The sequence below is a fragment of the Prauserella flavalba genome (assembly GCF_003202235.1).
GTDB classification, from domain to species: Bacteria; Actinomycetota; Actinomycetes; order Mycobacteriales; family Pseudonocardiaceae; genus Prauserella_A; species Prauserella_A flavalba.
The window spans coordinates 11,899-24,645 of record NZ_MASU01000018.1; the positions used below are offsets into that span (position 1 = coordinate 11,899).

Genomic DNA, 12,747 nt, shown 5'->3' on the forward strand with positions numbered 1-12,747 from the left:
TCACCAGACCGTCAGCACCAGGTGGTTCACCGCGAGCGCCAGCGCGGCCTGTCCGGCGAGCCACCACCGTCGCGTCCCCGGCGGCAGCAGCGCCGTCGCGGGCAGCAACCATACGGCGAACGGTAACCAGATTCGCTCCACCTCGGCCTTGGACAGGCCCGAAAGGTCCGCGACGGTCACCGCGAGCAGTGCGGCCCCCGTCAGCGCCACCACCGGCCCCCAGCCGCGGAGCCTGCGCACGCCCGCGACCACGGCCGGGCCGGCCGCCAGTACCAGGCACGCGAGATTGGCCCACGCCCAGTACGCGTACGGCCGGTGAGAGGCGATTCCCTGGTAGTAGCGCTCCACCACGAGGTGGTAGCCGTCGAGCCACCAGAACCCGGCCACCGCGAACACCGCCACGACGCCCGCCGCACCGGCCGCCGCGACCAGCAGGGTCTTGGTCCTGCCGCTGTGCCCGCACAGCACCACCGCGAGCGCGACCGTGCCGAGCAGCAGCAGGCCGTACGACAGGAAGATGCCGAAGCCCAGGAACACACCGGCGCCCAGCGCCGCGGGGAGCGCGGCGGCCCGGCCCTCGCGGAACCAGCGCGTCGCCAGTGCGAGCAGCGCGATGCCACCGGCGGTGACCCCGGCGAAGAGCCCGTCGGCGGACACCCCGAGCCAGACGGCACCGGGAAACAGCACCGCGAACGGCAGCGACGCCCGCGCGGCGCCGGGCCTGCCGAGCGCGGCGAGGGTGACGGGCACCGCCGCCGCCACCAGCGCACCGGCGAGCACGCACCCGATCGCGGCCCACACCGGGCCCGAGAGACCGAGCCGGTCGAGCCACACGAACACGAGCGTCGCGCCGGGCGGATGCCCCGCCACGTGCGTCGTCCAATTGTCCGGCTGCCCGGCCAGTATCCGGTCGGAGAACCCGGCGAGCATCGCCGGGATGTCGGTGATCCCGGGCACCTCGTGCAGGTACTCGTGGGGCGTCGCGAGCCGGCGGGCGAAGCCCCGCGTCCATCCGTCCGCCAGCGCGAGGGAGACGATCCAGGCGAGCGAGGCCACGTAGCCGAGCGGCAGCAGGCGCCGCCAGGGCAGCCGCTCCGCCAGCGCGGGCCCCCACATCAGGACGCACCCGGCGACCAGAACGGCGAGCACCGTGCCCTTGCCGTAGTGCGGCAGCCAGCTGCCGTAGAGCGGCGCAGCCTCGGCCCAGATGACCACGCCGGAGCCGGGCCGGTTGAGGTACGCGCCGACGGCCACGGCGGCGCCGACGAGGAGCGCGGCGAGCGCGACGGCGAGCAGATCGCCTCGGATTCCGAGGGTCTTGCGGGCAGGCGGGCTCGCCGTGGGGGACTCGACCACAGCCGCACGGTAAACCCCGGCGCAGGTCCTCGGCACCACCTCGGCGGCGATCGTCAGAACTTGGTAAGAAATTCGCGCACGTCAGGAATTCGTAAGCACCGCAGCGGTTCCTTACCGTCCAACGTGGACCTAACGTGACCGGCGTGAGGTCTGACCCTGTCGACGTCGTACTCCCGTGCCTGAACGAGGCACCCGCCCTGCCCGGCGTGCTCGCCGGCCTTCCGCCCGGCTACCACGCGATCGTGGTCGACAACGGCTCCACCGACGGCTCGGCCGGGGTCGCCGCCGGGTTCGGCGCCACGGTGGTCACCGAGCCGCGTCCCGGCTACGGCGCGGCCGTCCACACCGGCCTCCTGGCTGCGAGCACGGACATCGTCTGTTTCCTCGACGCGGACGGCTCGCTCGACGCACGCCTGCTGCCGGAACTCGTCGAGCCGGTCCGTGCCGGCGAGGCCGAGCTCGCGGCCGGACGGCGCAGGCCCGAGTCTGCCGGCGTGTGGCCCTGGCACGCCCGCGCCGGCAACGCGGTGCTGGCCGCGGCCCTGCGCGCCAAGGGGCTCGGCGTGCACGACATCGCTCCGATGCGGGCGGTGCGGCGGCGCGCGCTGCTCGCACTCGGCGTGGCGGACCGCGGCTTCGGCTACCCGCTGGAACTGCTGATCAGGGCGGCCCGCGCGGGCTGGCGGGTCCGGGAGTTCGACGTACCGTACGGCCCTCGCGCGAGCGGCACCGTGTCCAAGGTCTCCGGCTCGCTGCGGGGCACGCTGCGAGCCGCGCGGGACATGGCGGGGGTGTGGCGCGCATGAGCGCGCACTACGCCGTGCTCGTGGTCGCGAAGGCGCCCGTGCCGGGGCTGGCGAAAACGCGGCTGTGCCCGCCCGCGACCCCGGCGCAGGCCGCCGAGCTGGCCGCCGCGGCGCTGCTCGACACGCTCGACGCCGTACTGGCCACGCCGGGCACGGTGCCCGTCGTCGCGCTGACCGGCGAGCTGCAGGCCGCCGCGCGGAGCACGGAGCTGCGGGCGATGTTGCGGCGGTGCACGCTGATCCCCCAACACGGCAAGGACTTCGCGGAGCGCCTCGTGCACGCGCATGCCGACACGGCCGTGGCGACCGGTGGCCTTCCGGTGCTGCAGCTCGGCATGGACACCCCCCAGATCACGCCGGCCCTCCTGCACGCGACGGCGGACCTCCTGCGGCGCGACCAGGCCGTGCTCGGACCGGCCGAGGACGGCGGCTGGTGGGCACTGGCGCTGCGCGATCCCGGTCGGGCCCGCGCGCTCGGGGGCGTGCCGATGTCGCGTCCCGACACCGGCGCTCTCACGCGGAAGGCCCTCGAATCGGCCGGACTGCGCACCGCAACCGCCACCCGACTATCCGATGTGGACACCATGCGCGACGCCGAACTGGTTGCCCGGAAAGCACCCGGCGGGCGGTTCGCGGCCGCGCTGCGCACCGTTCACGCGCGATGAGCGGCGAGTTCGACCGCGGCCTGCTCGGTGGCAGCTGCTGGCTGGAGTTGGCGAGCGGCGAACGGATCGTGCTGGCTGTCGAACGCTGGCGCCGCCCGCCGGAGACCGGGGACGACCTGCTGCTCTCGCGCTGCACGGGTCCCACCCTCGACGTGGGGTGCGGCCCCGGCAGGCTGGCCGCCGCGCTGAGTGGGCGGGGCGTGGCCACGCTGGGCATCGACAGCTCGCCGGTCGCCGTGCGGCTCGCCCTGCGCCGGGGAGCGATCGCGCTGCGCAGGGACGTGTTCGCGAGGGTGCCCGGCGAGGGGCGCTGGAGGCACGTGCTGCTGGCTGACGGCAACATCGGCATCGGCGGCGATCCGGTGCGCCTGCTGCGGCGGGTTGCGCGGTTACTCGGCCCGTGCGGCAGCGCGGTCGTCGAGGTCGACCCGCCCGGTCACGGACTGCGCAGGGAACGCGTCCGCGTCGGCGGCCCCGCCGAGGCGGGCGGCTGGTTCGGCTGGGCCTGGCTGGGAATGGACGCGGTCGGCGCCGCCGCGGCGGAGGCCGGCCTGCGGCTGCGCTGGAGCGGCAAGCACGAGCGCCGGTGGTTCGCCGAGCTGACGGCCTGCTGACGCAACCACGCGCAACCGGGCAAGGGGTCCCGGTTGCGCGTGGGCTCTGGATCCCGGCGACCGAGGCCGGAGCTGGTCTCGGCCGCCACCGCGGCCGAGCGTCGGTGGGGTCAGTTGCCTTCGACCGGCTGTCCGCCGAGGGTCACCTCGAGCGTCTTGTTGTTCTGGAGCGTGAGGGTGACCTGCTCCCCCGGTGCCCTGGTGCGCACGGCGGCGACGAGGGCGTTGGCGTCCTCGATCACGCGGTCGTCGAACTTGGTGACCACGTCGCCCGCCTTCAGGCCGGCCTTCTCGGCGGGGCTGCCGGGCAGCACCTCGCCGATCGCAGCCCCGCCGTTGGGTGCGTCGCCGACGGTCGCGCCGATGTAGGTCTGGGTGGCGTGGCCGTTCTCGATGATGTCGTCGGCCGTGCGCCGCGCCTGGTCGATGGGGATCGCGAAGCCGATGCCCACGTTGCCGCCCTCGCCGCCGGCGGCGGACTGGGGGCTGTAGATCACCGAGTTGATGCCCACGACCTGCCCGGACATGTTCGCCAGTGGACCGCCGGAGTTACCGGGGTTGATCGCGGCGTCGGTCTGGATCGCGTCCATGACGGTGGCCTGGTCGCCCGAGCCGCCCGCGGAGACGGGCCGGTGCAACGAGCTGACGATGCCCGCGGTGACCGTTCCGGCGAGCTCGAACGGCGAGCCGATGGCCACCACCTGCTGACCGACCCTGAGGTCGTCGGAGCGGCCGAGCTCCACCACCGGCAGGTTGCTGACGCCCTCGGCGCGCACCACGGCGATGTCGGTCGTCGGGTCACGTCCCACGATGGAAGCCTCGGCGCGGTCGCCGTTCTGGAAGACCACGGTGACGGTGCCGCCGTTCGCGGCGCCCTCGACCACGTGGTTGTTGGTGAGGATGTAGCCGTCGTCGCTGATGATGAAGCCGGAGCCCTCGTTGGCGCCCCGCTGGCCCTCCACCTGGAGCTGCACGACGCTCGGCATGAGCTTCTGCGCCGCCGCCTCGACGGTGCCTGCGGGGGCGTTGCCCGTCTGCTGGGCGGGCGGGGTCTGGTCGAGCGCGCTGACCGAGCTGCCGGTGGTCGTGCTGTTGTCCGCGGCGAGGTATCCGCCCGCGACGCCCGCGCCACCCCCGACCAGCAGCGCGAGCACCGCGACCCCGGCGACGAGTCTGGCCGTGCCCTTGCGCTGGTGCCCGGGGCCGCTCACGGGCTGAGTACCCTGCGCTGAAAACGTGGCCGTCGGGTAGGACGGGCCGGGCGCATGGTGCTGAGCGGCTTGCTGAGCTGCCGGGTACTGGTAACCGGGCTGTGTGGTCTGCCCCTGTGTCGCCTGTCCCTGCGCCGACCACGGGTTCGGCTCGTCCGGTCCCGGCCAACCACCCTGCTCCGGGCCTCCTGGTGCCGATGCGCCGGACCTGTCCGCAGCTGTGGGGTCGTTCTCGGTCATGCACCCATGATGGGCCAGGCTCCTGAGAGCTTGCTGAACTGAACCTGTGGGAAGGACGTGGAAGCGGCTCAGCCCGCAGCGCGCAGGCGCTCGGCGATCTGCTCCGGGGTCGCGTCGTTCACCCACACGGCCATCCCCGATTCGGAGCCGGCGAGGTACTTCAGCTTGTCCCTGGCCCGCAGCACCGAGAACAGCTCGAGGTGCAGCCACGACAGCTCGCGCTCGCGGTGGCGGGGCGCCTGGTACCACCCGGCGACGTAGGGCAGCGGCCGGTCGTACAGGGCGTCGCAGCGGCGCAGCACCTGGAGATACACCCGCGCGAAGTCGTCCCGCTCGGCGTCGTCGAGCTCGGTGAGGTCGGCGACCTGGCGGTGCGGCACCACCTGCACCTGCACCGGCCAGCGCGCCGCGGGCGGCACGAAGGCGGTCCAGAACCGGCCCTCGGCGACGATCCGGGTGCCCGCCTCGTGCTCGGCGGCGAGCACGTCGCCCATGACGTGCCTGCCGTGCTCCGCCCGGTAGGCGGCTGCGGTGGCGAGCATCCGTTCGGTCCTCGGGGTGACGAACGGGTACGCGTAGATCTGGCCGTGCGGGTGGTGCAGGGTGACGCCGATCTCCTCGCCCCTGTTCTCGAAGGGGAAGACCTGCTCGACACCGTCCAGTTCGGACAAGGCGGCCGTGCGGTCGGCCCACACGTCCAGGACCGTGCGCACCCGCGCGGGGCTCAGCTCGCCGAACGACCGCTCGTGGTCGCTGGTGAAGCACACGACCTCGCAGCGCCCCTTGCCGGGCGCGAGCGGGACTAGCCCCGCGCCATCCACCGTGGTGGCCGCTCCCGACACGTTCTGGGCGAACGAAGGGAAGCGGTTCTCGAACACCACGACGTCGTAGTCGGACTCCGGCACCTCGCTCGGCTTGCCGGGCCGCGTCGGGCACAGCGGGCACAGGTCGGCGGGCGGCTTGTAGGTGCGGGTCTGGCGGTGTGCCGCCATCGCGACCCACTCGCCGGTCAGCGGGTCACGGCGGATCTCCGACGCCGCCGCGACGGCGGGCAGGTCGCGGGTGTCCACGGCCTCGCGGGGCGGCGCGTCCTCGTGGTCGTCAAAGTAGATGATCTCGCGGCCGTCGGCGAGGTGACGAACGGTCCTGTTCACCCGCCTGCTCCGGAGTGACGTTTCGTCGGAGCGATCATGAGCTCTCCCACGTGTTCAGACAGAGTTCGCCGCGCGTCGTCGGGCAGCTCGTCGTCGCTCACCACCGCGCTCGCCTCGGCCAGTTCGGCGATGGTCGAGATGCCGACAGTGCCCCACTTGGTGTGGTCGGCGAGCACCACCAGCCTGCGGCCCGCCTCCACGAGTGCGCGGTCGGTCTCGCTCTCGGTGAGGTTCGGGGTGGTGAACCCAGGCCCGTCGGCCATGCCGTGCACGCCGAGGAACACGAGGTCGAGGTGCAGGCTGCGCAGGCTCTGCACGGCGATCGGGCCCACGAGCGCGTCGGAGGGCGTGCGGACGCCGCCGGTGAGCACCACGGTCCGGTCGGGCTGGCTGGAGTCGCGCAGCACGTCGGCGACGCGGATCGAGTTGGTGACGATCGTGAGCCCGGGGATCGCGTCGAGCGCGCGGGCGAAGGTCCACGTGGTCGTGCCGGCCGAGATGCCGATCGCGGTTCCCGGCCGGACGAGTCCGGCGGCGGCGGAGGCGATGGCCTGCTTGTGCTCGAGCTGGCGGACCGACTTGGCCTCGAAACCCGGCTCGTCGGTGCTGTGGCTCGCCACGGACGTGGCGCCGCCGTAGACCTTCTCCACGAGCCCTCGGCTGGCGAGGACGTCGAGGTCGCGGCGTACGGTCATGTCGGAAACGCCGAGCCGCTCGACGAGATCGCTCACCCGGACCGCGCCGGTCCGGCGCGCCTCCTCCAGGATGATCGCTTGCCGCTGCCGCGCCAGCACGTTGACTCCATCCCGCAACCGCAGCCGAACTACACAGAATTTCTCACAAAATTCTACACGATCAAACAGAAGTCAGCCCGGGACACCGGGCAAGCGCATCGTCATCAGCGCGCCGCCCGACTCGCTGCGGCCGGCGTAGACGGCGCCGCCGTGCCGTTCGGTCGACTGCTTGACGATCGCCAGCCCCAGCCCGGAGCCGGGCAGCGTGCGGGCCTCGGAGGAGCGGTAGAAGCGCTCGAACACCTTGGGCAGGTCCTCGTCCGCGATGCCCGGTCCCGCGTCGGAGACCTCGATCACGGCCGTGCCGTCACCGAGGGCGCGGAGCCGGACCTGCACCGTGGAGCCCTCTGGCGAGAACTTGACCGCGTTGTCGAGCAGGTTCAGCACCGCCCGTTCCAGCACGGCCGGATCGCCCGCGAGCACCCACGGTTCGAGCGTCACGTCGAACTCGGTCTCGCCCGCCCTGCGCCGCGCACGGTCGAGGGCGCGTTCCACCACCTCGGCGAGGTCGACGCGCTCGTTCTCGACCCTCGGCTCGCTCTCGCGCGCCAGCTCCACGAGGTCCCCGATCAGCTGCGTCAGCTCGTCGAGCTGGCCGCGGATGTCGGCCTCCATCTCCACCCGGTCGAGCTCGGCCAGTGGCCGTGCGCCGTCCCGGCTCGCGGCGAGCAGCAGCTCCAGGTTGGTGCGCAGCGAGGTCAGCGGCGTCCTCAGTTCGTGGCCCGCGTCGGCGACGAGCTGGCGTTGCCGCTCCTGCGAGTCGGCGACGGCGGCGAGCATGGTGTTGAAGCTGTGCGTCAGGCGCGACAGCTCGTCGTCGCCGGTGACCGGGATCGGCCGGAGGTCCATCGTGCGGGCGACACGCTCGGTCGCGGAGGTGAGCCGCTCGACCGGCCGCAGGCCCGCCCTGGCGACCGCGGTACCGGCCGCGGCCGCCACGACGATCCCCGCGCCGCCGAACAGGAAGAGCACGAGCGACAGCTCCGCAAGCGTTCGCTTCATGGGCGCAAGCGATTGCGCCAGCACGAGCGCCTGCCCGGGGCCCGAGGGCAGCGCGATCACGCGCATGTCAGTCGCGGTGTCGGTGCGCAGCGACGACTCGGCGGTGCCGACCGCCACGGCGCGCTCGGCGTCACCGACGGGTGGCGGCTCACCCCGCTCGGGCCACGTGAGGCCCGTGCCCGCCTGGAGCAGGCCGATGTCGATGTCACTGCTCACCAGTAGCGCGGCGGGCACCTCCCGGAACTGGGCCTGCACGGGGACGCTGGTCACGGCGGCGTTGGCCCGCTCGATGAGGCTGTCGTCGAACTGCTGGTAGAGGTTGCCCCGCACGGTGAGGTAGGCAACGAGCGAGACCAGCGCGACCGCGCCGCCGACGCAGCTGGCCGCGAGCAGCATGACCCGCGTACGCAGCGAGAACCGGCGCGGACTGTCTGATTTCTTCGGCGGGTGCGAGCGGGGTGGCTCGACACCGGGAACAGCGGACATGGGTGGTGCCTGTGTCACGGTGGGGTCTCTCGCAGCACGTAGCCGACGCCGCGCACCGTGTGGATCAGCCGGGGCTCACCCTCGGCCTCGGTCTTGCGCCGCAGGTAGCCGACGTAGACCTCCAGTGCATTGCCCGAGGTGGGGAAGTCGTAGCCCCACACCTCCTCCAGGATGCGGCTGCGGGTGAGCACGTGCTTCGGGTACGACATGAAGAGTTCGAGCAGGGCGAACTCGGTGCGGGTGAGACTGATCGGCCGCTCCCCCCTGCGCACCTCGCGGGTGCCGGGGTCCAGGGTGAGGTCGGAGAACGACAGCACCTCGGAATGCTGCGAGCCCTGGGACTCGGCGCTGGCGCGGCGAAGGAGTGCGCGCAACCTGGCGAGGAGCTCCTCCAGCGCGAAGGGCTTCGGCAGGTAGTCGTCGGCTCCCGCGTCGAGCCCGGAGACGCGATCGGAGACCGTGTCGCGCGCCGTGAGCACGAGAATCGGCAGGTCATCACCGGTGCTGCGCAGCCTGCGGGCCACCTCGAGGCCGTCGAGCCGGGGCATCATGACGTCGAGCACCATCGCGTCCGGCCGGTCGCCGGTGACCTTCTCCAGCGCCTGCGCGCCGTCGCTGGCGACGTCGACCTGGTAGCCGTTGAACTCCAGGGACCGCCGCAGGGACTCACGGACGGCCCGATCGTCGTCGACAACGAGAATGCGCATGGGAACAGTCTTACCGCTTGAGCTGAGACTGTCCTTAACGCCGCGTCACTCGACCAGGCCACCCCTGTACGCGAGCAGGGCGGCCTGGACCCGGTTGGCCGCGCCGATCTTGGAGAGCACGGCCGAGACGTAGCCCTTCACGGTGGCCTCGGAGAGGTGCAGCGACCCGCCGATCTCGGCGTTGGACAGTCCCTGCCCGATGAGCCCCACCACCTCGCGCTCGCGCTCGGAGAGCGAGGCCAGCAGCTTGCGCGCGGGGGCGGCGGCCCGCTGCTCGTCGCGGTGGGCGTTGACCATGCGGGCGGCGACGCTGGGGTCGAGCACGGCGCCGCCGCGGGCGAGGTCGCGAACGGCCCTCACCAGCACGGCGGGCTCGATGTCCTTCAGCAGGAACCCGTTGGCGCCGAAGCTCAGGGCGAGGCTGACGTAGGAGTCGACGTCGAAGGTGGTGAGCATCGCCACCCTCGGCGGCGCCGGCAGCGCCTGAATGGCCCGCAACGCCCGGATGCCGTCGTCGGGGGCGCGCATCTTGATATCGAGGAGGGCGACGTCGGGCTGGTAGCGCCGGGCGGTCTCGACGGCCGATCTGCCGTCGACGGCCTCCCCGACGACCTCGATGTCCGGCGCGACGGACATCATCGCCCGCAACCCCGACCGGACCAGTTCCTCGTCGTCGGCGAACATGACCTTGATCAACCGAAGCCTCCGCGCCGCATCCAAGGGCTAGTTACCCACTGGTAGTCTGGGTATTACAGTGAGCAACTCGCGTGTAGTCAAGGTCCGCCTCACCCACGCGCGGCCGGTACGGCTAAGCTAAGGCCCGAGCACGACCAGCCTCCGTAGCTCAGGGGATAGAGCACCGCTCTCCTAAAGCGGGTGTCGCAGGTTCGAATCCTGCCGGGGGCGCACAAGTCAGAGGCGTTTTGAACCACTCGGTCAACTCATGGTGCGAACTGCCGTGGTCTCGCACAATGGCGGCTGAAAGGACAGCAGGCACCAAGCGTCCGCTTGGCAGGATCGAGCCCCTGCCAAGCGGCGCGCTGGGGTGAGTGTCTACGCCGGCGCCTACCGTTGACTGGCCCTGGTCACTCTCAATTCGAGCCCGACCCCGCCGGCCCCTGCGGCCAGGGCCGCCGAGAAGGTCCGCGTCAGGCTCGTTGACGAGATCAACGAGCAGCGCAGTCCGCGCACGAATACCACCGTCGACCAGCTCATCGACTGCTACCTCAAGCTGCTTGATGTCGACGTCACGCCACGGCGCCGCTACGAGGCCGTCATCCGAACGCACATCTGACCAGTGCTCGGCAAGGTCACGCTAGCGAAGCTCGATGCCGAGACCATGGTCTCGTTCTACCGGAAGCCCCAAATCTGCCGGACCTTCGCGGCGGGCGGCAGTTGCCGGACCCGCCGCATGGCTGCTCGATCCGACGGTGTCACGCGTGCTGATCGCGATCCTACGCGCAGAGCAGGTGACCGCGCGGCATGTCGTTCACACACGGGCCCGTTGGTGCGGCGTGCGAAATGGTTCACGCTCGGCGCGACGTGCCTCCGGGCATTAGCTCCCACACGAGTGGTTATCTCACTTGTGGCCTACGACTACCAATTCGTCCCGGGCGCGAGTGGCGGCTACGTACCGCAGAGATCGACGGCGAAGCTCGGCGTCGGCTCGTTCGGATGGGGCTAGCGCTTCCAGGCGTGCCAATTCCACTGGGGACGGACGGTCGGCCGCGATCACGACCTTGGAGAATTCCGTTCCCTTGGCGCGGTGCATGGTCATGACTGCCACGCGTCCCTGCGGTGGTCGGTCCCGATCGACAGCGCGGGCATCGACGCCACGCTCGGTGAGCGCCGTCACCACCCGGTCACGATGGAAACGGTCCGGCACGAGGACCGCCACGGTGTCGGCATCGGTTCCGGCCCTTACCCAAGCCTGGACATGGTCGCCGATGACCTGCAATTCCGCACCGAGGGATTCGACGGGAACGATCGTCGGTCCGGGGCCGGTCCGCGCCGAACGGTAGCCGGTGGTTTCCGCCTGGTCTTCCAGGTCGATGTACTGACCACCTTCGATGATGTTCATCGCATAGTGCAGGTTTTGCGCAGTGGTTCGGTAGTTCAGGGTGAGTCGCTGCGAACGACCAACGATCGCTATGCGGTACCGGCTCAGCACGACACGCGTTCCGTAGATGCGTTGGTGTGCGTCTTCGGCGATGAACAGGTCATTCGGATGCTCGTTGACGAGTGCACGCAGCAACTGCCAGTGGCTTGGCGAGAGGTCTTGGCCTTCGTCGACGAGAACGTGGTCGGCTGGCTTATCCGTCTGCTTAGCCAGATGTGCGGCAGCGACGGCAGCAGCTTCCGAGAAGTCGAGACTCCCGTCGACGCGACTTTGCGCCCGGTACGCCGCGATGAGCTCCCACACAGCTGAGCGCGTGGCCCGATCCAGTGCTACGCCCCGACCAGAGCGGCGCACTCGAAGGTATTCCGCCTCGTCGTGGATCTTGTTTGGGAGCACGACGTGCCCGTACTCGCTCGACAAGAACGACTCGTTGGCCAACGCTGGCGAAAGTGACGTACCGGTCGACTCGACGATTTCTCGCCATCGGGTGCCGGCTGTTCGGGCGAGTGGCGCGGACCGGTCTTCCCCGAGCACCTCACGTACGCTGGCGGCCAGGCTGCTTCCGGCACTGCGCAGAACAGCAGATGCAAGGGCATCCACACCGGTGACGTACACACCCGGCTGGCCGAGCTTCTTCGCCTGCGGTACTCGTGGGTCGAGTTGCGTGAGGCTGTCGCTGAGCGCATCGGCAAGGTTCGTGGTGAAGGTGGTCAGCACGATACGTGCATCAGGGTCACGGCGCGCCAGCGCGCGAGCACGGTGCACGAGCACGACAGTCTTGCCGGTGCCTGCTCCTCCAGACAGCCTGAACGGGCCTTGGTAGCTGCGTTCGACGTAGCGGCGCTGCTCGGGATGCAGGAAGATCCGCCAGGCGCCGAAGTCGCCTCCTTCGATGACGCGACGCAGCTCGTCCTGATCGCCGATCAAGGCGTACTGGAGGGCCGCTCCTGGTCGTTTGAGGGAGTGCAGAACGTCCGCGTCGTCATCTCCCGAAGGAGCGGTCTTCTCGAGTTCCATCCGCGACACGACCGAATCGACCGTGTCGCCAGCAGCGAGATCGACCAGGATCGTGCCGATCCAGCCGTCGTGCCGCTGGGCAAGATCCAACACAGCGTCTTCGTCCACGGCGGCCAGCGCCTGATCGGCTACGCGCTCCGGCAGTCCGAGAGTCGTGACCAACGCGTCGCGGTCATGCCCCAGACGCACGAGCAACGACTGGCTCGCCGACGGCTTGGCGTCCGTCGGGAACGACTCGGCCGGTGGTTCGACCTCGACGATCTGCGGTAGCCCGTTGATCGGGTTGACGCTCAACCGAACCCGGCACGCCACGGCGATCGCGTCGTCGTGCGGCCAGATGCCGTGGATGACGTAGTGGCGCTCACCGCCACTGTCGAGGCGGAACATGACTGCTCGCCAGAAGTTGTCCACCCTGCCTGTGCGAACCCGTGGATCGGCAGCGTTCTCGATGGGTTCGACGTGCAGGCCAGACGTGGTGTCGTCGATCCCGAGCTTTTGCAGGAATGCCATGGCCTTGCCGCGGATCGAACCGTCGATCTTGCTGGCCAGCTTGCCCATGATGATGGTCGGCATCGT

The 12,747-nt window shown here is 70.8% G+C and carries 11 protein-coding genes, 1 tRNA gene and 1 pseudogene; 5 read left to right on the plus strand and 8 right to left on the minus strand.

What is annotated here, in order from left to right:
• Positions 1–1,356 (minus strand): hypothetical protein, encoded by a 1,356-nt coding sequence (locus tag BA062_RS34500; protein ID WP_168214175.1) that lies wholly within the window; start codon positions 1,354–1,356, stop codon positions 1–3.
• A 143-nt stretch (positions 1,357–1,499) separates the two neighbouring features.
• On the opposite strand from BA062_RS34500, the gene BA062_RS34505 reads away from it, so the two are divergent.
• The 3 genes from BA062_RS34505 to BA062_RS34515 are packed head-to-tail and all read left to right on the plus strand — an operon-like array spanning position 1,500 to position 3,441.
• Positions 1,500–2,162: a glycosyltransferase family 2 protein gene (locus BA062_RS34505; RefSeq protein ID WP_110343415.1), complete on the plus strand. Its 663-nt coding sequence runs from the start codon at positions 1,500–1,502 to the stop codon at positions 2,160–2,162.
• Positions 2,159–2,827: a TIGR04282 family arsenosugar biosynthesis glycosyltransferase gene (locus BA062_RS34510; protein ID WP_110343416.1), complete on the plus strand. Its 669-nt coding sequence runs from the start codon at positions 2,159–2,161 to the stop codon at positions 2,825–2,827. The genes BA062_RS34505 and BA062_RS34510 overlap by 4 nt, the downstream gene beginning before the upstream one ends.
• The gene (locus tag BA062_RS34515) at positions 2,824–3,441 is read left to right on the plus strand and encodes a methyltransferase domain-containing protein (RefSeq protein ID WP_110343345.1); all 618 of its coding nucleotides are present in this window, start codon (positions 2,824–2,826) and stop codon (positions 3,439–3,441) included. The genes BA062_RS34510 and BA062_RS34515 overlap by 4 nt, the downstream gene beginning before the upstream one ends.
• A 110-nt stretch (positions 3,442–3,551) precedes the next feature.
• On the opposite strand, the gene BA062_RS34520 is transcribed toward BA062_RS34515, so the two are convergent.
• The 6 genes from BA062_RS34520 to BA062_RS34545 all read right to left on the minus strand — a co-directional run bounded on the left by BA062_RS34520 (position 3,552) and on the right by BA062_RS34545 (position 9,731).
• Positions 3,552–4,892 (minus strand): S1C family serine protease, encoded by a 1,341-nt coding sequence (locus BA062_RS34520; RefSeq protein WP_110343346.1) that lies wholly within the window; start codon positions 4,890–4,892, stop codon positions 3,552–3,554.
• A 68-nt stretch (positions 4,893–4,960) separates the two neighbouring features.
• Complete coding sequence (gene galT, locus BA062_RS34525) at positions 4,961–6,046, minus strand: galactose-1-phosphate uridylyltransferase (protein ID WP_110343347.1); 1,086 nt, start codon at positions 6,044–6,046, stop codon at positions 4,961–4,963.
• Positions 6,043–6,840: a DeoR/GlpR family DNA-binding transcription regulator gene (locus BA062_RS34530; protein WP_110343348.1), complete on the minus strand. Its 798-nt coding sequence runs from the start codon at positions 6,838–6,840 to the stop codon at positions 6,043–6,045. The genes galT and BA062_RS34530 overlap by 4 nt, the downstream gene beginning before the upstream one ends.
• A gap of 72 nt (positions 6,841–6,912) precedes the next feature.
• Positions 6,913–8,328, minus strand: coding sequence for a sensor histidine kinase (locus BA062_RS34535; protein ID WP_110343349.1), 1,416 nt, complete (start codon positions 8,326–8,328; stop codon positions 6,913–6,915).
• A gap of 14 nt (positions 8,329–8,342) precedes the next feature.
• On the minus strand, positions 8,343–9,035 hold the full coding sequence (locus tag BA062_RS34540) for a response regulator transcription factor (RefSeq protein WP_110343350.1): 693 nt from the start codon (positions 9,033–9,035) through the stop codon (positions 8,343–8,345).
• A 45-nt stretch (positions 9,036–9,080) separates the two neighbouring features.
• Entirely contained in the window at positions 9,081–9,731 is a 651-nt protein-coding gene (locus tag BA062_RS34545; protein ID WP_110343351.1) for a response regulator, read from the minus strand.
• Between the two features lie 137 nt (positions 9,732–9,868).
• Between BA062_RS34545 and BA062_RS34550 the strand changes: the two genes are divergently transcribed.
• Together BA062_RS34550 and BA062_RS41465 are read left to right on the plus strand one after the other, a co-directional pair.
• Positions 9,869–9,941, plus strand: a tRNA-Arg gene (locus tag BA062_RS34550).
• A 422-nt stretch (positions 9,942–10,363) separates the two neighbouring features.
• Positions 10,364–10,578 (plus strand): annotated as a pseudogene (locus tag BA062_RS41465) (hypothetical protein); the annotation flags it as partial.
• Between the two features lie 36 nt (positions 10,579–10,614).
• Here BA062_RS41465 and BA062_RS34555 read toward each other — a convergent pair.
• Positions 10,615–12,744, minus strand: a complete 2,130-nt coding sequence (locus BA062_RS34555; protein ID WP_110343352.1) for a UvrD-helicase domain-containing protein — start codon at positions 12,742–12,744, stop codon at positions 10,615–10,617.
• Positions 12,745–12,747: the final 3 nt, after the last annotated feature.